Origin of the sequence: Vibrio crassostreae (assembly GCF_024347415.1) — a bacterium.
Taxonomy (GTDB): Bacteria; Pseudomonadota; Gammaproteobacteria; order Enterobacterales; family Vibrionaceae; genus Vibrio; species Vibrio crassostreae.
This window is the reverse complement of the sequence record NZ_AP025476.1, coordinates 13022-31461: the sequence shown is the minus strand read 5'-3', so window position 1 is coordinate 31461 and position 18440 is coordinate 13022. Positions and strand designations below refer to the sequence as shown.

19 protein-coding genes and 1 riboswitch are annotated in these 18440 nt (G+C 45.6%); of the genes, 7 read left to right on the top strand and 12 right to left on the bottom strand.

The genetic code is table 11. From position 1 onward, the window contains the following. Window positions 1-51 precede the first annotated feature (51 nt). On the top strand, window positions 52-303 hold the full coding sequence (gene tusA, locus OC193_RS00155) for a sulfurtransferase TusA (protein WP_004736675.1): 252 nt from the start codon (window positions 52-54) through the stop codon (window positions 301-303). Window positions 304-386: 83 nt separating this feature from the next. Here the strand turns inward: tusA and OC193_RS00150 are convergent, their stop codons facing one another. Continuing rightward, window positions 387-641 carry a hypothetical protein gene (locus OC193_RS00150; protein ID WP_017058818.1) on the bottom strand — a complete coding sequence of 85 codons (255 nt, stop codon included), beginning with the start codon at window positions 639-641 and terminating at the stop codon, window positions 387-389. 151 nt (window positions 642-792) lie between these two features. Then, complete coding sequence (locus tag OC193_RS00145) at window positions 793-1347, bottom strand: TMEM165/GDT1 family protein (RefSeq protein WP_017058817.1); 555 nt, start codon at window positions 1345-1347, stop codon at window positions 793-795. Window positions 1348-1381: 34 nt separating this feature from the next. Next, window positions 1382-1557, bottom strand: a riboswitch (yybP-ykoY riboswitch). 210 nt (window positions 1558-1767) lie between these two features. Between OC193_RS00145 and glyQ the strand changes: the two genes are divergently transcribed. The 5 genes from glyQ (at window position 1768) to OC193_RS00120 (ending at window position 9220) form a co-directional block, all read left to right on the top strand. Beyond that, window positions 1768-2682 (top strand): glycine--tRNA ligase subunit alpha, encoded by a 915-nt coding sequence (gene glyQ, locus OC193_RS00140; RefSeq protein WP_017632669.1) that lies wholly within the window; start codon window positions 1768-1770, stop codon window positions 2680-2682. A gap of 2 nt (window positions 2683-2684) precedes the next feature. After that, a complete protein-coding gene (glyS, locus tag OC193_RS00135; RefSeq protein WP_048662708.1) occupies window positions 2685-4751 on the top strand; it encodes a glycine--tRNA ligase subunit beta in 2067 nt (688 codons plus the stop codon). Window positions 4752-4953: 202 nt separating this feature from the next. After that, window positions 4954-7041, top strand: a complete 2088-nt coding sequence (locus OC193_RS00130) for an alpha-amylase (RefSeq protein ID WP_048662707.1) — start codon at window positions 4954-4956, stop codon at window positions 7039-7041. A 117-nt stretch (window positions 7042-7158) separates the two neighbouring features. Further along, a complete protein-coding gene (locus OC193_RS00125; protein ID WP_048657794.1) occupies window positions 7159-7839 on the top strand; it encodes a response regulator in 681 nt (226 codons plus the stop codon). A 1-nt stretch (window position 7840) separates the two neighbouring features. Continuing rightward, window positions 7841-9220, top strand: a complete 1380-nt coding sequence (locus OC193_RS00120; RefSeq protein ID WP_048657795.1) for an ATP-binding protein — start codon at window positions 7841-7843, stop codon at window positions 9218-9220. 25 nt (window positions 9221-9245) lie between these two features. On the opposite strand, the gene OC193_RS00115 is transcribed toward OC193_RS00120, so the two are convergent. From OC193_RS00115 to OC193_RS00075, 9 genes are read right to left on the bottom strand one after another with little or no spacing between them, the layout of a single operon-like run. Then, the gene (locus OC193_RS00115; RefSeq protein ID WP_048657796.1) at window positions 9246-9887 is read right to left on the bottom strand and encodes an OmpA family protein; all 642 of its coding nucleotides are present in this window, start codon (window positions 9885-9887) and stop codon (window positions 9246-9248) included. A 48-nt stretch (window positions 9888-9935) separates the two neighbouring features. Beyond that, window positions 9936-11243 carry a TadE/TadG family type IV pilus assembly protein gene (locus tag OC193_RS00110; protein ID WP_048657797.1) on the bottom strand — a complete coding sequence of 436 codons (1308 nt, stop codon included), beginning with the start codon at window positions 11241-11243 and terminating at the stop codon, window positions 9936-9938. Between the two features lie 2 nt (window positions 11244-11245). Continuing rightward, complete coding sequence (gene tadF / locus OC193_RS00105; RefSeq protein ID WP_048657798.1) at window positions 11246-11806, bottom strand: tight adherence pilus pseudopilin TadF; 561 nt, start codon at window positions 11804-11806, stop codon at window positions 11246-11248. Then, window positions 11781-12266, bottom strand: a complete 486-nt coding sequence (locus OC193_RS00100; protein ID WP_048657799.1) for a TadE/TadG family type IV pilus assembly protein — start codon at window positions 12264-12266, stop codon at window positions 11781-11783. The genes tadF and OC193_RS00100 overlap by 26 nt, the downstream gene beginning before the upstream one ends. Next, window positions 12256-13020, bottom strand: coding sequence for a tetratricopeptide repeat protein (locus OC193_RS00095; protein ID WP_048657800.1), 765 nt, complete (start codon window positions 13018-13020; stop codon window positions 12256-12258). The genes OC193_RS00100 and OC193_RS00095 overlap by 11 nt, the downstream gene beginning before the upstream one ends. Continuing rightward, complete coding sequence (locus OC193_RS00090) at window positions 13013-13930, bottom strand: type II secretion system F family protein (RefSeq protein ID WP_048662706.1); 918 nt, start codon at window positions 13928-13930, stop codon at window positions 13013-13015. Before OC193_RS00090 ends, OC193_RS00095 begins: the two co-directional genes overlap by 8 nt. After that, window positions 13930-14844 carry a type II secretion system F family protein gene (locus OC193_RS00085; protein WP_228761237.1) on the bottom strand — a complete coding sequence of 305 codons (915 nt, stop codon included), beginning with the start codon at window positions 14842-14844 and terminating at the stop codon, window positions 13930-13932. The genes OC193_RS00090 and OC193_RS00085 overlap by 1 nt, the downstream gene beginning before the upstream one ends. Window positions 14845-14848: 4 nt before the next feature. Continuing rightward, entirely contained in the window at window positions 14849-16132 is a 1284-nt protein-coding gene (locus OC193_RS00080; RefSeq protein ID WP_048657803.1) for a CpaF family protein, read from the bottom strand. Window positions 16133-16137: 5 nt separating this feature from the next. Further along, complete coding sequence (locus tag OC193_RS00075) at window positions 16138-16386, bottom strand: hypothetical protein (RefSeq protein WP_048666355.1); 249 nt, start codon at window positions 16384-16386, stop codon at window positions 16138-16140. Window positions 16387-16557: 171 nt separating this feature from the next. Here OC193_RS00075 and OC193_RS00070 point away from each other — a divergent pair, with 171 nt between their 5' ends. Then, complete coding sequence (locus tag OC193_RS00070; RefSeq protein WP_048661579.1) at window positions 16558-17478, top strand: IS5 family transposase; 921 nt, start codon at window positions 16558-16560, stop codon at window positions 17476-17478. Here OC193_RS00070 and OC193_RS00065 read toward each other — a convergent pair. Further along, entirely contained in the window at window positions 17438-18424 is a 987-nt protein-coding gene (locus tag OC193_RS00065) for a ParA family protein (protein WP_261978660.1), read from the bottom strand. The genes OC193_RS00070 and OC193_RS00065 overlap by 41 nt on opposite strands. Window positions 18425-18440: the final 16 nt, after the last annotated feature.

The window sequence follows — 18440 nt, the reverse complement described above, 5'->3', positions numbered from 1 at the left end:
TTTTCTGCAGACGTATTATTCACTCGTTAGATAGATATAGAGATACAAACCATGACATTCAAACCTGAACTGGCAACCCATACTTTAGAAGCTGAAGGCCTGCGTTGCCCAGAACCAGTAATGATGGTCAGGAAGACAATTAGAAACATGCAGGATGGCGATGTGTTACTGGTAAAGGCTGACGATCCTTCGACAACTCGAGATATTCCGAGCTTTTGTCGATTCATGGATCACCAGTTGGTAGGCCAAGCAACAGAAACGTTGCCTTACCAGTATTTGATCAGAAAGGGATTGGAGGCGTAGCGCCCCACCGACTATCAAGTATCAAAAAAGCCGCTGGTACCTTATGTTCTTAAATAGAACTCAGAGTACCAGCGGCTTTTTGTTTATTCGCTTCTAGACTTGTTTTGCAGATGCTCCAGCTGATGCTGAATTTCTCGGATATCTTTGCGCATCGGAATAATATGCGCGACCCGAATCCAAGCCTCTACCGCAAGCGCAGTCATGATGATGGCACCCGCGACCATTGGTAGCCACATGTCCGTCAACACCATGCCTAATAGTGTAAGTGCAAGACCAAAGGTAAATAGATAACTTTGGCTTTGTGGAGTAATACCCATATAACGCGTCAACATAATCATGCCCTCGTGTTCTTAACTCACAAGATTAAAATATCATGACAAGTATGACAGTTATATGTCCGTTCGCTCGATAACCCCCACAATACTGTAAGAGTATGACCTACAACACATTACTCTACTAATTGAGTATAATTAGCCTCAATACCACCTATTAATAGAAAGCCGCAGCAATAGCCAAACCAACGAACAACAAGGCCGTGATCTTACGAATCAGGTCAAGCGGCATCTTATCCGCCGACAACTTACCGATGATCACCACAGGCACATTCGCCAGCAACATACCAATGGTTGTACCCAGAATCACCCACGCTAATGCATCCGCATATTGAGCCCCTAGGATAGAGGTCGCAATCTGGGTTTTATCACCGATCTCAGCAATAAAGAAAGCGATAAAGCTGGCGACAAACGGGCCTCGGTTTGAGATCTGTTCATCGTCATCTAACTTATCCGGAATCAGAATCCACCCCGCCATCGCAATGAAACTGACCACCAGCACCCACTTTAAGACTTCAGGAGATAAGTAATCTGCGACCACAACCCCGAGCCATGCTGCAAGGGCATGATTGGCAATGGTGGCAAAGAAGATAGCCGCGATGATAGGTATCGGCTTGCGATATCGACTGGCTAATAAAAGAGATAGCAACTGAGTCTTATCACCGATCTCGGCTAAGGCGACAGTTGTAATTGAAATTGCTAAAACGCTCACGACATGCTCATTTGGGATGGAGATTATTATATTTAACCAAAGACAAACCTCGCGCCCCATCCCGGTTCACGATGCTTGTCTAAGGTCTTGCTAAGCGCCACCAAGGTGGTGGTTGCCTCGAACGCCATGATGATTTTGCATCAATTATGTTGACGAACGAACTCATTCAATAGGATATGAATAAGTAAGCTACTCCCCAAAGACCGCGAGATTTTAATCACCCACGCTTTCAAACACAAGTGTCAAACTTATCAAAATATCCACTTGTGCCGAAAAACAAACATTAAAGGCAAAAAAATCCACTAAACGACATTTTAGACCACTAATTAAACAAGATTACCCCTACTCGCTTTACGAATATCTCGGTATACTCAGAGGTTATTTTTCTCATTCATTTAAAAGAATCGCGCGAACCTGACTATGCAAAAATACGATATCAAAACCTTCCAGGGAATGATCCTCGCGCTGCAGGATTACTGGGCTCAAAACGGTTGTACCATTGTTCAACCTCTAGATATGGAAGTAGGTGCAGGCACCTCTCACCCAATGACATGTCTACGAGCACTTGGCCCAGAGCCAATGTCTACAGCTTACGTTCAACCTTCTCGTCGTCCGACCGATGGCCGTTACGGTGAAAACCCTAACCGTCTGCAGCACTACTACCAATTCCAAGTAGCGCTAAAACCATCGCCAGACAATATCCAAGAGTTGTACCTAGGCTCCCTAGAGGTTCTTGGTGTTGACCCACTTGTTCACGACATTCGCTTCGTTGAAGATAACTGGGAAAACCCAACACTAGGCGCATGGGGCCTTGGTTGGGAAGTATGGCTAAACGGCATGGAAGTAACACAGTTTACTTACTTCCAACAGGTTGGCGGCCTTGAGTGTAAACCTGTAACAGGTGAGATCACTTACGGTATCGAGCGTCTAGCAATGTACATCCAGGAAGTAGATTCTGTTTACGACCTAGTATGGAACGTAGCACCAGACGGTTCTAACGTGACTTACGGTGACATCTTCCACCAAAACGAAGTTGAGCAATCAACCTACAACTTCGAGCACGCAGACGTAGATTTCCTATTCACTTTCTTCGATCAGTGCGAAAAAGAGTGTAAAGAGCTACTTGAGCTTGAGAAGCCACTTCCGCTTCCTGCTTACGAGCGCATTCTAAAAGCAGGTCACGCATTCAACATCCTTGATGCGCGCAAAGCTATCTCTGTAACAGAGCGTCAACGTTACATCCTTCGTATCCGCAACCTGACTAAATCAGTTGCTGAGGCGTACTACGCGTCACGTGAAGCGCTTGGCTTCCCAATGTGTAAGAAGGACAAATAATCATGGCGAAGAATTTTCTAATTGAACTGGGTACGGAAGAGCTTCCACCAACAGCACTTCGTTCTCTAGCAGAAGCATTTGCTTCTAACTTTGAAGCAGGTCTTAAAACAGCTGAGCTTTCTCACGAAGGCATCAAGTGGTACGCAGCACCTCGTCGTCTAGCACTTAAAGTAACTGCACTGGCTGAAGGCCAAGCGGACAAAGTGGTTGAGAAACGTGGTCCTGCTGTTTCTGTAGCATTCGATGCAGAAGGCAACGCGACTAAAGCAGCACAAGGTTGGGCTCGTGGTAACGGTATTACTGTTGAGCAAGCTGACCGTCTGAAAACAGACAAAGGCGAGTGGCTTCTTTTCAAACAAGAAGTAGCTGGCAAACCTGTTCAAGAATTGGTGATGGACATCGCTGCGAAAGCACTAGCTGGCCTACCAATCCCTAAAGCAATGCGCTGGGGTAACTCAGACATTCAATTTATCCGTCCAGTGAAAACACTGACAGTACTACTAGGTGATGAGCTTGTTGAAGGCGAAATCCTAGGCGTAGCATCTGCTCGTACTATCCGTGGCCACCGTTTCATGGGCGAACAAGAGTTCACAATCGATTCTGCTGACCAATACCCTGCGATCCTAGAAGAGCGCGGTAAAGTAATGGCGGATTACGAAGCGCGTAAAGCGATCATCCTTGCTGACTCTCAAAAAGCGGCAGCAGCGGTTGGCGGTAAAGCTGACCTAGAAGATGACCTTGTTGAAGAAGTAACGTCTCTGGTTGAATGGCCAGTAGTACTTACAGCGAAGTTTGAAGAAGAGTTCCTAAAAGTACCTTCAGAAGCTTTGGTTTACACCATGAAAGGTGACCAAAAGTACTTCCCTGTTTACGACGAAAACAAGAAGCTACTTCCTAACTTTATCTTCGTATCAAACATCGAGTCTAAAGAGCCTCGTCACGTTATCGAAGGTAACGAGAAAGTGGTACGTCCACGTCTTGCTGATGCTGAGTTCTTCTTCAACACAGACCGTAAGCGCCCGCTGATCGACCGTCTTGCAGAGCTAGACCAAGCTATCTTCCAGAAGCAGCTTGGTACTATCAAAGACAAAACAGACCGCATCACAGAACTTGCTGGCTACATCGCTGAGCAAATCGATGCTGACGTTGAGAAATCTAAGCGCGCAGGCCTACTGGCTAAGTGTGACCTAATGACATCTATGGTATTCGAATTCACGGATACACAAGGTGTAATGGGCATGCACTACGCGACTCACGATGGTGAAGACGAGCAAGTTGCACTAGCACTTTACGAGCAGTACATGCCTCGTTTCGCTGGTGACGACCTACCAAGCACGGGTATCTCTTCAGCAGTTGCAATGGCAGACAAGCTAGACACTATCGTAGGTATCTTCGGTATTGGCCAAGCACCAAAAGGTTCTGACCCATTCGCTCTACGTCGTGCATCACTAGGTGTGCTACGTATCATCGTTGAAAACGGCTACAACCTAGACCTAACGGATCTGATCGGTAAAGCGAAAGAACTACTAGGCGACAAGCTGACTAACGAAAACGTAGAAGCTGACGTTATCGACTTCATGCTAGGTCGTTTCCGCGCATGGTACCAAGATGCTGGTTTCAGCGTTGATATCATCCAAGCGGTACTAGCACGTCGTCCAACTAAGCCAGCTGACTTTGACCAACGTGTTAAAGCGGTTTCTCACTTCCGTGAACTGGAAGCAGCAGAAGCACTAGCAGCAGCGAACAAGCGTGTAGGTAACATCCTTGCGAAATTCGATGGCGAGCTACCAGCTGAAATCGACCTAACGCTTCTTCAAGAAGACGCAGAGAAAGCACTGGCTGAAAACGTTGAAGTAATGACGGAAGCACTAGAACCAGCATTCGCGACAGGCAACTACCAAGAAGCCCTAAGCAAACTTGCTGACCTACGTGAACCCGTTGATGCATTCTTCGATAACGTAATGGTTATGGCTGATGACGAAGCGCTTAAGAAGAACCGTCTAACGCTACTGAACAACCTACGTAACCTGTTCCTACAGATTGCTGACATCTCTCTACTGCAAAAATAAGCACGAGTGAGACAGTTGCTCTCAGTCATACTCTGAGCAACCAAAGGTAAATACCCAAAGGGAAGCGAAAGCTTCCCTTTTTGTTTTTGTGAACCAAGCATTTGTTTGTAGAGGTGTTATTGATTATCTGAATGAATCAGCGCTCAGACTGTAGAGGGCATTGTTTGCTATAACTGACCTGTTTATTCAGGGGAAGGGAACAATGAAAAAAACAGTACTCGCGCTTTCAATACTCGCACTCAGCGCATGCAGCCAAACCAGTGATGACAGCTTATTGCTGACGATCGATAACAACACTGTCGTATTTGAATCGACAGGAAAAGGCACTGTTATCGCTGAACAGGAACTCGCTAAAGGTAGCTATACCTTCTCTATCAGCGATACTCAAAATACCTGTGGCACTAACTATGCGCTGGCCGAAGAGAGTCGTATCAAGTTCAATAAACCCCTTCGCCTAGACGACTGCACCGATAAATCTGAAATCGCTATTAAAGTCTTTCGCGCTAACACCTATCAATTTACGCTCAACCCACAGACCAATGAACTCACGGTTCAGGTAAAGCCAAAGCAGAAGCAAGTACAAAGCTTTGCCTGTCCAGTACCCAGTGACCAACCAACCACCATAGATGTTACTCAAACCTTTGATGATGGCACCGTGGTAAGAGACGCTCTTTCAGGCAAACAAGTCACAGTGACTAATGGCAGCGTCACCATGCAACCTGCAGAAAACAGCCAAGGTGTTCTGCTGCTGGAGAGAGTAGAACCAGAAACCAAGGCTGACTTTAGTTGGGACAACGCTACGGTCTACTTCGTCATGACCGACCGTTTCCACAACGGCAACCCTGATAACGACAACAGCTATGGTCGCAGCCAAGACGGACAAGACGAAATCGGCACCTTCCACGGTGGTGACTTGGCAGGCTTAACCGAAAAACTCGATTACATAGAATCACTCGGTGCTAATGCTATCTGGATAACGTCTCCGTTAGAGCAAATTCACGGCTGGGTTGGCGGCGGTGATCGCGGTGATTTCAAACACTATGGCTACCATGGTTACTACCACCAAGATTGGACCAAGCTTGATGACAACATGGGTACCGAAGACGAGCTGAAAACCTTCATCGATACCGCGCACAGCAAAGGCATTCGTGTTGTTTGGGACGTGGTAATGAACCACACGGGATACGCGACGCTTGCCGACATGCAAGAGTTCGACTTTGGCAAACTCAACCTAACTGATGAAGAAGCCAAACAAACGCTTGGCGAAAACTGGACGGACTGGCAACCAGAAGCTGGCCAGAACTGGCACTACTTCAACAACTACATATCTTACAGCGACAAAGAAGCGTGGGAAAAGTGGTGGGGCAAAGCTTGGCTGCGCAGCGATATTGGCGCTTATGACTCTCCAGGTTACAACAACCTCACCATGTCTTTGGCGCACCTGCCCGATTTCAAAACAGAATCGACAGAGACAACCGGGCTGCCTAACTTCTATCGCAATAAACCCACCAGCGCGACTGATGAACTCAAAACACCTCGTGAACATCTGATCACTTGGTTGTCTGACTGGGTGCGCGAATATGGTGTTGATGGATTTAGGGTCGATACTGCCAAGCACGTTGAACTGGACGCCTGGGCAGAGCTTAAAGAGAGCACTAACCAAGCACTAGCTGAGTGGAAACAGAACAACCCAGACAAAGCCTTAGATGATTTACCTTTCTGGATGACTGGCGAAGTGTGGGCACACAGCGTAGTCAAATCAGATTACTTTGCTAACGGCTTTGATTCGATCATCAACTTTGAATTCCAGAGCGACATCGCCCCTAAGGCGCTGAAGTGTCTATCCGATCTTGATGCTGATTACCTTCGCTACGCAGACAAGATCAACAGTGACAGCGAGTTCAATGTGTTGAGTTATCTCTCGTCTCACGACACCTCACTATTCTGGACACAGCACGGCAGCGACTTTGCCAAGCAGACCAAAGCCGCGAATGCACTGATGCTTGCTCCGGGCGCGGTACAGATCTATTACGGTGATGAAATAGCCCGTGACTTTGGCCCAACAGGTTCCGATCCAATGCAAGGCACCCGTTCAGACATGCCTTGGGATCAAATCTCCGGCGAACGTGCAGAGTTGCTAGAACATTGGCAAGCGCTTGGCCAATTCCGCCAACGCCACCCAGCTGTCGCGCAAGGTAAGCACATCACCCGTAACAGCAAGGGTTATTACGCCTTCGAACGCCAATACAAAGATGACAAAGTATTGGTTGTTTATACCGGTTCTAAGTAAACGCCGAGTGACATAAAACAGCAGAAACTCAAGGAGAAGCTTAGGCTTCTCCTTTTTTTTATCCTAAGCTAGTGTAAGCTCTATGTAGTTGAATCTTATTGTATATAGGGATATTGAATGCTGGTTGTTTTGGTTGAAGATAATGAGATATTAAATCATCACCTCTCGTCTCAACTTGGTGATCTTGGCCATACCATTTACGCAGAGAAAACTGCATCAGCCTGTCTACAAACCATTCAAAAACAACCCAATACCGATGTCATGATCATCGATCTTGGCCTGCCAGATTTCGACGGCTTTACGCTGATTAAGCAGATACGCCGCAAAGAGATTACAGTTCCTATTCTGATTTTAACCGCTCGCGGTGACTGGCAGGATAAAGTTGAAGGGCTCAACTGTGGCGCCGACGATTACCTAACCAAGCCATTTCAATTTGAAGAACTGCTCGCCAGACTTGAAGCACTTGTACGTCGAAATCAAGGATTTGCAGCCTCTCAAATCAAGGCGCAATCACTGACTCTTGATACTCAAGCCAAAAGCATTACCTACAATGAAATGCTGCTCGACCTCACGGCACTCGAATACCAAATCTTCGAGTATCTAATTCGTCATAGTTTGAAGATCGTCTCCAAGCAACAAATCTTGGACTCGCTATACGACCAAGGAGAAGGCATTCAGCTTAATAACATTGAAGTGATCGTTTCGCGGCTGCGTAAAAAGCTTGCTCAACATACCGAAGAAAAACTGATCAGCACGGTTCGAGGACAAGGCTATCGATTCGAAATAGAAGCGAAATGATATGAAAAGACTGTATAAAACCCAGTTTAGACGACGTACCTTTGCCACTGCTGCTTCCATTCTTTTTACTATGGTACTGACTAGCACTTGGTTCTATTACAACACCCAAAAACACCAGCTGTTTGAAGACTATTCTAAAAACACGCTCCGAGAGTTACCTTCAATTGTCAACGAACTCCTCTCCTCGGGTGAGATCCCGCCACTCACTGAGTGGAATAGCTTTTATGCCAAAGAGTCACCTAATACCAGCGTCATCTTATGTGACCACAACAGCCATCAAGTTTGGACTTCAATCGACGTTGAGCGAAGAACCAAACAGCTGGCAAAGTTAGGTATCTCACGTCCTCAAATAGACAACCTGTGTACTGATCTCAATTTTCCAATCGATACAATTCGGCTAGTAGAGAAACCGAGTGGGGCCGCGTTTATCGTCCACACAATGCTTTGGAAAGGGTTTAAAGATCAAGAAGATGGAAAGGTAATCCTTACTCAAAGAGTCGAACATAAGATGGAACCAATAAAGCAACTAAAATACACCACGATAGGTGTATTGATAGTAGCCCTGACATTAATCAGTGCCCTGCTTTTACTCTTCTATCGCATCAGCTTTGCCCCCTTTGTTCGCTTAGAAAAAGAGCTGCACGAAATAAAACAGGGTAAGCAGAACCAGCTAGCAGAAAGCTACCCAGAAGACCTGCACAATGTGACTAGTGCACTGAATGAGCTATTGTTCCAGCAAAAGGAAAATCAGGAACGTTATAAACGGTCACTGAACGATCTCGCCCATAGCTTGAAGACTCGTGTTGCTGTATCCCAAGCACTACTAGACGATTCATCACCCACTAAAAACCATCAAATCAATCAACAATTACTCGAAATGGATAGCCTTATCCAAGGTCAGCTAAAGCGAGCATCATTAGGAGTGAAAGGTATCACCACCAATGACACCCTACTTAAGCCTGTATTAGATAGCTTGGTTGGTATGTTCACCAAGATTTATACTGACAAGTCGATCCAATTTGTCTCTGACTATCCAGATAACCAAACCCTGCCATTAAGTAAAGATGACCTAATGGAAATAATGGGTAACATATTAGAAAACACCTACCGTTTTGCTGATCAGTCGATCTTGTTCAAGGTTACTAATATTGATAATCAGATTATGGTTGAGATCAGTAATGATGGCCCAGCTATCGACAGTAATACTAGCCAGAGCTTATTTCAACGAGGTGTAAGAGCTGACCAACAAAACCCAGGCACAGGGTTAGGCTTGGCACTATGTGATGAGATAATTCACAGCTACAAAGGGGCAATTTGGTTTGAGACACCAGAAGACCCATCCATGGGTGTCTCGCTGAGGATTTTACTTCCGCAGCCCTAGCTATAAGCCATAAATTAAAGATAGGTTAAGATTGAATATCGACTCTACGATTCAGATGACGGCCAGTCTCCAAGTCATTACTTTGAATCGGAGCTTTCTCACCTTGCGAGGTTACCGTAATTTGTTCAACAGGAACCCCATGCTCACGCAGATACGTAACAACTGACTCTGAACGCTTTAAACCCAAGCTCAAATTGTATTTCCCCGATCCTTTCGAGTCGGTGTTACCCACAACACTCAATTCGGGCACCTGTTGCTCTAACTTCGCTCCGAGCTTAAGTAACAAATAGCGCGACTGTTTATTCAGTTCATCCTTATCAAAGTCAAACAACACTCTGGCAACCAGATCACGGGTTTGATTTTCATCTTCGATGACGGCTCTGCTCAACAGAAACTGAGTACAGCTATTGCTGAGATCAGATTGAGTAAGCTTGCCTTGAATTAACTCAACCAGAGCCTGATTATCAACCGTTGCCGATACCTGCATGAAAGGCCCCTGATGGTACATAACCTTAGTACCTTGCCCAACCGTAACCGACTGCTCAAATTCGGAGCTGCCAGTATCACAGTATTGGTAAAGCAGTTCGTTCGTATCGAGTTTCGGTGTTGCTGCCATAACCGAAAAAGGCAGTGCCAATAACAATGTTATCGATATAAATTTGTTCATTCTAATTCTCTGGATATTCATCAACTATCTGATCGACCAGACACAACATTACTGCGCCAAGTGACCTACTTCTTCAGTTATCAGGGCTAAGATCTTATTCAAGATATCTTGCTTATTTTCAGCCTTAAAAACGTTGTCTTTACCAACGCAATTAAGTAGTCCTGTGTTGGCATGCAAATCATAATCAAAGCCGATCACCGACATGCGCGCATTCATCGCCTCGCCCCAACTCGTAAACTTACCCGGGCTCACTCCATCAACAACAGCGACATCATCATTAAGATTATCTGCTGAGACCTTGCCGCCATTTATCATATTCTTAATGTTGGTACACATACCCTTGTTCACGAGCTTGTTCGTTTGTCCTGCGTAGTGATTCCAATCCTCACCATCCGACAAGATGATAATCAGTTGGTTCGGGTTCTTGGCCAATGACGTCACAATCTGCCCTGCGCGAATGATTCCTTGTAGTGAGGCAGTACCACCAGACGCCTTGAAGGTTCTGACTTTTTTCATAAATCCATCAAAATCCTCGGTATAGAAAATATCGGTAAACACCGCGTCACCATCACCATTGGGGATTCGTTTGGCAGCACCCTTCACCTTAAATTGTTGCTCAATGGTCTTGTTAAAGTTCACAACATCATCTTTGTCATACTCACCCATTTTGGTAACGATGCGTTGATCTCGAAATACCAGTTTGCCAGCAGTATTAGCGTTCACGGTACGTCGGTTATACCCTGTGAGAGAAACTCGGTGCTTTATACCTGGCGTCACCGCATTAAATTTTCCTAGTTCATCAGTCACCAGTTCTAGCGTGTCTTTGAGGTCTTCAATCTTACTTTTTTTACCGCCACTCCAGTCATCGTTCATTGATGCAGAGAAATCGACGACAAAGGTGATATCAACAATCTTGCTTTGAAACTTTCGAGCCTTTGAAGAACCAGTCACATCAAAGGTGTCACCAAATCCCACGATCACACCTTGCCCCGGAAACCACGATTGGTGCTGCGTTCGACCGGCAACTCGGTATTCAAAATAGCGAGCTCCACCTTGTTCAGCCTGCTGGGTACAATCTGCAATTTGATCGCACGAGAGCTTATTGACCTCAACATCAAGCAAGGTATCCATATCGTAGAGGTAGTGATCGATATAAGACTGAGCCAACGAGTGGTTTTCACTGTCTTCTGCAGATACCGCCAATACTGCCGCTTCTGCTGCTTCTTCTAATCTCGCTTTTGTCTGTAAAGCACGTGCGCCATCAGAGCCCAACATAAACACACCAAATAACACGGGGATACATATCGCGAACAAGATCGCAGCATGGCCAGACTGTTTAGCCAAAGATAGACTCATGTTTACCTCCCAATCACGACAGAATCTGACATCACGTCGGTAAAGTCAGTACCAACCAGTTCACCAAACCAGTTATTAGTTCGATAGCAGAGCGTTACACGATAAAGAGGCATCTGGTGCCCCCAAACACTCACCACAGACAGATGCTGTAATTCACTAATGGGCTTGGCAACACTGCAGCTTAGATCTCCACGACGTTCCCGAATGCTCGGTGAAGCTTGGCCAATCCCAGTAAAGCTTTGCTCTTCAACCAACAAGCCATAACGCGAAGCGTCATAATTACCAAAGGTACGTTGTAAGGAGTGACGAGCTATCGTGTCTATTTCATCAACCTGCTTAGAGGTTAAGAGCACACTAGAGTCATAAAGCTGCGTGCGTTCTTTGACAACATTCACCAGCGAATAGGACAAACGATCCAACTTACCTTTAACGGAAAGCTTGATGATCACGTCACCACTGAATACCAACAGCAAACTAAAAAAGAACCCTACAATGGCAAACTCGATACTGAATATGCCTTGCTGACACTTTCGCGAGTTAGACTTCAAACTTAGATCTTTCATACTCTTGAACCACGACCATTTCTCGGCTTAGTAATCCGTCTAGACCTAAGAAGTAACTAAAAATTGGGGTGAATGGATAGGTGAGTCGATAAATAGCCAACGACGAGTTCTGCTCATCACCACACTCTTTATAGGACTCACCCGGTGCTATCTGGCACTGATTGGTGACTTTCACCAACTCATCCACCGATGTGAGATAGTGCATGGTTACCTGAAAATCATCACCATCAATCACACTATTCCACATGCTGCCGTCTCTATGTAAAACTTGCTCTACCGTAGCCAAATAATCGTGTGAGCCTTTCTTGGCTTCACGGGCAACTTCCGATATAGCAAGATCGTTAATAGATGAAATGTAAGACATATAGCTCATCTCCACCCACGCCATACACATCAGCCAGAAGGCAAAGAAGCCCATAACAAACTCTATGCTAGCGACACCACGCTGCTTATTTTTCATATTGAATGCTCGACAGCGTATCTAAGCGGCTATCAGCACTCATAGGTTCGAACTTCTGCAGTGAACGATAGATCTTTTCTATTTGGTGCTGACTGTAGGTATCACTTAAGACCTGTTGTACAAACGCATAATGGCCTTGTTTAGCCATGCTAAGCGTCAGATTTGCCATAACCATTTCATCCGCTTGGTGACTCTTATACAACGGCATTAAACGCTTGGCCGCAGTAAGATAATCACCTTCAGCGATGTCCAGTACAGCAAGGTTATTGTTTACTGTGACACCGTCATAGAAGTGATCACGAGCGCGTTCAAAGTAGCGTCTCGCTAGCATCGTTTGAAAGCTGTAACCATAGTAGGTGCCGAGTAAATTCTCAGTGCGGCTATTACTCGGATCTAACTCCAATGCCAGTTTCGCTGCAGCGATTGCTGCTGGATATTGGCCCATATCACCGTATGCCTGCGCTTGGATTTGGTAAGCTTCAAGTGAGGCTTTCTCACTCTCTATAACAGGAGTTATGTAAAAAAGAGCGGATTCTGCATCGGCCAATTTTAAATAGCTACTCGCCAGTTTTTGCCTAATTTCGGCGATATCTTCACGTTGGAGCTGAACTTTATACAGAGCAACCAGTTTTGTGTGATTATTGGTTTGTTGGTAAATCGCTTCCTTCGATTCTTCTTGCTGCCAGTTATTAGCAGTTGAACTACATGCCATTAACCACAATGGCAGCATACATATCAGAAATTGTTTAAACACTTTGCATTAACCTCATCACCCCAGGAGCGGCGATAACGAATACGATCGGAATCAAGATGAAGACAATCAATGGTATCGACATCTTGGCGGCTAACTTCCCTATCTTTTCTTCCAGTTCGAGCATTTGTACTTCACGCACATCACTCGCCAATACAGTTAACATGCGATAAATCGACGAGCCGTGTTGAATGCTTTGAGTCAACGTCATCACAAAGCTACGCATTTCACTGCTTGGCACCTGTTGATAAAGCTCTTCAAGCGCCTCTTCCATCCCAACAACTCGAGCGCGATGATTGGTTTTATTCAGTAGATAAGCCAAGTCACGATCAAAGCCTTGCATCTCTTGTGCTAAATACTTCAGTGAAGCTTCAATCGTCATCCCGCTTTGCACACAGATCGCCGTTAGGTCGATCAAGTAAGGCAACTGACCCACTAATTTTTGATGTCGCCACTTAGTTCGCTGAGCGAGTACCATATCGGGCAGCGCAATAGAAACCATTGCCCAACCACATATCAGAGCGACAGCCTGATTAATAGCGACACCGGACCACCAGCACACACCAATGACCACCACTTCACCTATCGCAAGAACCAGATATTTGAGTGGCATATACATGGAGCTATAGCGTGTTTGATAAATACCCGCACCAATAAAGCGCTGCTGCATCTGTTGGTCGGACGCATTAACCAATTGTGTCAGCGGACATAAGAGGCTATCGATTTGTAACTGTCGTTGACTGCGTTGTTGAGTCATCGATTTAAACTGGCTAGCGATACTAGCCAGCTTTTGCTGCGCGATGTACTGCGTGATTAACCAATAACAGAGCAACAACACACCAAATGACAGGCAAGTCCAAATCAACAATGACTGCAACTGAGGCTTGATTAAAATCGAAATAATATTGGCCATTACCTCACCCTCTTCATCAACATCCAAATGATCGCTAAACCAATACTTTCGCTGATCAACAGGTAATATAGAACCGGGCGACCTTCGTCGGTAAACATCAAGAAATCAAAATTCTCAGGGCTCAGTATTGGCAGCATTGAGATAAAGACAAACGGCGTTGCACTGACTATCTTTGCTGAAATACGCGCCTCTGAAGTCATCGCAAACTTCTTTCTTTCCATCGCTCTAGCTTCGAACATCTGACGGTTCAGACGCGACATGACCTCTTTCAATTGCCCACCACGCTGCATGTTGGCACGTAGGGTAATCACAAAGAAATGAAATGACGGATAAGGAAATCGCTGGCAAGACTTACGAAAAACATCGTCCAGCGGCTCACCTAGCTTCAAGCGTTCTGCCATTCTTTTAAACTCTTTGCCAACCTCACCAGGAAGCTTGTTGCCGACAAAACCAATTCCTCGACCAATACTCTCTCCGGCAGATAGAGAGCTAGCCAACATGTTCAATGCATCAGGAAAGCTCTCTTCAAATTGCTTACGGTCACGCTGTTTTAACCACAAGAAGCCCCATACCCAAGTTACAACCAATGCGCTACCAAGGACTAGCCAAGCTGGGAAACCGAATAGGTAGCGGTTCACTGCACCAGCTAAAACACTCACACAACCACTAAGTAAAACCACCTTTACACCAGCAAAAGAGCCCAACTGTCGCTTAACTTGATGAAAAAGGCTTGCTATCGAAGACCAACCTAAGCCATTGGATATCTGACTAAGTTGAATCGCTTGGCGAGGGGCTGTTGACGCTGTTTTTGTCTTATCATTTGATGGAAAATAATCATCAATTGAGTGACTCTTATTAGAAAAAATTACAACCAGCAGCAGGACAACGCCCCAAAACATTAATAGCCAATACACACTGCTACCCCACTAATTCGATCGCATGAATCAACTGCTGTAGTTGTTGTTCACACCCAAAAAAGTGCGCTTTTTTAAAGAGTACCGAGCGGCTCATGACCCCTGAAGTGACATAGCGTCCCGACAACTTTCCATCACTCAACGCACCCTCGATTTGGAAGGTAAATAGTTCTTCAAGCACCACGCTCTCTCCCTCAAGGCCTACAACTTCGGAGATACTGATAATTTTTCTTGAGCCATCATGCAATCGAGTAACTTGCACGATGATATCGACTGCACTCACCACAGAGCGACGAATCGCATCGATAGGCAAATTGTTGGTCGCCATCATTACCATCGCCTCAACACGTGATATTGCGTCTCGAGGACTATTGGCATGCAATGTCGACATCGAACCATCGTGTCCCGTATTCATCGCTTGCAGCATCTCAAAAGCTTCCGGGCCACGGCACTCACCAACAATGATGCGATCAGGACGCATACGCAGTGAGTTAATCACCAAATCTCGAGAAGTGATGGCACCAGTGCCTTCGGTTCCTGCAAGTCGAGTTTCCATTCGAGCAACATGAGGCTGCTGTAATCTTAGTTCTGCGGTATCTTCAATCGTGACAATTCGCTCAACCTCAGAGACGTGCTGTGACAACGCATTGAGCAAGGTTGTTTTACCAGAACCCGTACCGCCAGAGATTAAGATATTCAAGCGACAACGAGCAGCCAATGCCAATAGTTGCGCCATCTCTTCACTAAGCGCTCCTAGCTCCGTTAACTTGTCCAAGTTAATCGCTTGATGGCGAAACTTACGAATAGAAATCAAGGTTCCATCAAGAGCAATCGGCGCGATCACGATATTAACGCGACTGCCATCTTCCAAGCGGGCATCACATGTTGGTGAAGACTCATCAATACGACGCCCTACTCGACTTGCAATGCGCTTAGCAATCTCGATTAACTGTTGTTCATCAATAAACTGCACCTGTGCACGCTCTACCAAACCATTGCGTTCAATAAAGACCTGTTGATGGCCATTGATCATAATATCGCTGATGCTGTCGTCATCCATCAGCACTTGAAGTGGCCCTAAACCAACGAGCTCATTGATTAAACTGGTGACATACTCTTGCTTAGCCAATGTTGAAACAGGAAGCTGTTCACGATTAACCAACACCTCAATGGCGTGGCTCAGCTGCTTCTCTAACTCTTGAGTGGATAAAGACTCAATTGCACTCGCGTCCAAAGCTTCAAATATTTGCTGACGAAGTTGAAGATAGACTTGTTTTGACTGTTGCATGCGAACTACCTCTTAAGCCAAGAGAGCCATGACGTTTTGCTTTTCTGGACGACTTGCTCACCAAGAAGTATCGCCACCAACTGCGTTAAACCCAATTGCATCTCAGATCGAGTTTCAGTGATCAATTCGCCCTGAAGAAGGTATTGATTGGCCTTGTGATCGAACTCAACGTGGCAATTAGCGGCTTGTCCAAAGTGCTTCTCAACATCGGCTTTTGATACCGAGGCGGCATTACTCGGACGAGTGTGATTCATTACCGTCACTATGGTCATTGTTGGCAATTCAGCTTGTACACTGCCAACAATTCGATTGAGCTCTCTCAACGATGAAACGGTAGCATCAAATAGGCTTTGTTGCGTAATTCAATGGAACTAAATCCAGAGCCTACGATCTGATCAGTTACATCCACTATCTCTCGTAGCCTCATGCCTAAACCTCTTTACAAAACAACCAACTGGAAGCAATACAACCAATCACTCATTAATCGAGGCTCTCTGACCTTTTGGATTGATGAAGAGGCGATAAGCGGGTGGGCGCAAAGCAAACAGAATAAGCGCGGGAGACCACGTCGATTCAGTGACTTAGCTATCACGACAGCGCTCATGGTAAAACGAGTTTTTTCTATGCCACTGAGAGCGCTGCAAGGATTTATCGACTCGGTATTTAGACTTGCCCATGTTCCATTGAGTTGTCCACATTACACCTGCATCAGTCGTAGAGCCAAGCAAGTTGAGGTCTCATTTAAGAGTAAAACGAGAGGAGCGATACAGCACTTAGCCATTGATGCGACTGGCCTTAAGGTTTATGGCGAAGGTGAATGGAAAGTCAAAAAACACGGGGCAGATGGCAAGCGGAGAGTTTGGCGAAAGCTGCATATTGCAGTCGATACAAGCACTCACGAGATCATTGCAGCCGAGCTAAGTTTATCGACGGTTACAGATGGAGAGGTCCTCCCGAATTTACTGAAACAAACACGCCGAAGTATCCTTGAGGTGTCTGGTGATGGCGCTTACGACACGAGAGCGTGTCACGCTGCTATTAAGATTAAGCGAGCCGTTGCGCTTATTCCCCCAAGAGAAGGGGCAGCCTTCTGGGAGCGCGGTCATCCTCGAAATCTCGCAGTGGGTTGCCAGAAGTTATACGGCTCAAATAAGTATTGGAAAGAGCGGTATGGATACCACAGACGTTCACTCTCAGAAACCGCGATGTATCGAGTTAAACAGTTACTAGGAGGACGATTGAGCTTAAGAAATTACAATGCGCAGGTGGGTGAGACTTACGCGATGATAAAAGCGTTGAACAAGCTCACTGGGTTAGGGATGCCTGAAACTTGTCGTATTGACTAAGAAATACCCGAAACGGGGTAGCTCTATCTTTAAATATAATTACGCAACAAAGCCCATCAAATACCAAAACTAATGAATCAACATCAGCCAGTGCTCGAGACAACTCTTGTTGGGTCAGCGCACTGTGCGAATAGTCTTCAATGATGAATGAACTGTTCTGCTCTACTTGCTTAGTCAGTGCTTGAGTGTATTCATGCAATTCGCCACGACTGAAGTCTTGGGACTCGACCGCCAAAATAGAAAGATTGTTCTCTAAGCTCTGCACCAAATTCGAAGCCAAAGCCGTATCAACCGCAGAAACTAACGTCCCTTTTTGTACGTTACGCTTTTGGAATTTTTTCAAACCGAGCATTACGTCTAGGTTGCTGCCGGTATAGGTGTGGTCAACCAACAAAGTTGGTAGTGAGTGCTGCTTGGCTAAACAACGAGAAACTTCACTCGCAATCAATGAGGTGCCCACTCCGCCTTTCACCCCAACAAAAGCAATTTGCTTAGCCTTACGGTTTCGAGCCACACCTTGACGCTGCATATGATTGTGCAAAACACTTCGGTAAAAATCGGTCACCTCGACTTCGCTGGCAGGCCAAAATAGATAGTAGAAACCTAAGTCCTTTAAAGCACGAATAGTCGTGATCGCATCTTCACTACCAATAACCACAACCGACAAGTGTGTCGGAAGTTGTAAGGCGATCTGCTGAGCATCTCGAACCACATTGTCGCTATCGTTGAGATCAATCATCACCACTTTTAAATTCACGAATTCAGCCAGCTTTAAAGCACTTGCCGGTTGGTTTTCAAAAGCGACAGGCTCAGGCAGGCCTTCAAAACGAAAGGCTTTGTATAAATGAGCTCGGCAATCTTCGCTCTGAAACAGCACGGCACAATGGTTATCTACTTGAGGAGTTTGCTCATCCTTAGCACTCAACTTATCGACTAAATTAAACATATTCGTAAACCTAAAA

What these genes read in the sequence shown, in the direction of transcription:
- tusA (WP_004736675.1), top strand. Translation starts at nt 52, where the DNA reads ATGACATTCAAACCTGAACTGGCAACCCATACTTTAGAAGCTGAAGGC.
- OC193_RS00150 (WP_017058818.1), bottom strand. Translation starts at nt 641, where the DNA reads ATGATTATGTTGACGCGTTATATGGGTATTACTCCACAAAGCCAAAGT.
- glyQ (WP_017632669.1), top strand. Translation starts at nt 1,768, where the DNA reads ATGCAAAAATACGATATCAAAACCTTCCAGGGAATGATCCTCGCGCTG.
- glyS (WP_048662708.1), top strand. Translation starts at nt 2,685, where the DNA reads ATGGCGAAGAATTTTCTAATTGAACTGGGTACGGAAGAGCTTCCACCA.
- OC193_RS00130 (WP_048662707.1), top strand. Translation starts at nt 4,954, where the DNA reads ATGAAAAAAACAGTACTCGCGCTTTCAATACTCGCACTCAGCGCATGC.
- OC193_RS00125 (WP_048657794.1), top strand. Translation starts at nt 7,159, where the DNA reads ATGCTGGTTGTTTTGGTTGAAGATAATGAGATATTAAATCATCACCTC.
- OC193_RS00120 (WP_048657795.1), top strand. Translation starts at nt 7,841, where the DNA reads ATGAAAAGACTGTATAAAACCCAGTTTAGACGACGTACCTTTGCCACT.
- OC193_RS00115 (WP_048657796.1), bottom strand. Translation starts at nt 9,887, where the DNA reads ATGAACAAATTTATATCGATAACATTGTTATTGGCACTGCCTTTTTCG.
- OC193_RS00110 (WP_048657797.1), bottom strand. Translation starts at nt 11,243, where the DNA reads ATGAGTCTATCTTTGGCTAAACAGTCTGGCCATGCTGCGATCTTGTTC.
- tadF (WP_048657798.1), bottom strand. Translation starts at nt 11,806, where the DNA reads ATGAAAGATCTAAGTTTGAAGTCTAACTCGCGAAAGTGTCAGCAAGGC.
- OC193_RS00100 (WP_048657799.1), bottom strand. Translation starts at nt 12,266, where the DNA reads ATGAAAAATAAGCAGCGTGGTGTCGCTAGCATAGAGTTTGTTATGGGC.
- OC193_RS00090 (WP_048662706.1), bottom strand. Translation starts at nt 13,930, where the DNA reads ATGGCCAATATTATTTCGATTTTAATCAAGCCTCAGTTGCAGTCATTG.
- OC193_RS00080 (WP_048657803.1), bottom strand. Translation starts at nt 16,132, where the DNA reads ATGCAACAGTCAAAACAAGTCTATCTTCAACTTCGTCAGCAAATATTT.
- OC193_RS00075 (WP_048666355.1), bottom strand. Translation starts at nt 16,386, where the DNA reads ATGAATCACACTCGTCCGAGTAATGCCGCCTCGGTATCAAAAGCCGAT.
- OC193_RS00070 (WP_048661579.1), top strand. Translation starts at nt 16,558, where the DNA reads ATGCCTAAACCTCTTTACAAAACAACCAACTGGAAGCAATACAACCAA.
- OC193_RS00065 (WP_261978660.1), bottom strand. Translation starts at nt 18,424, where the DNA reads ATGTTTAATTTAGTCGATAAGTTGAGTGCTAAGGATGAGCAAACTCCT.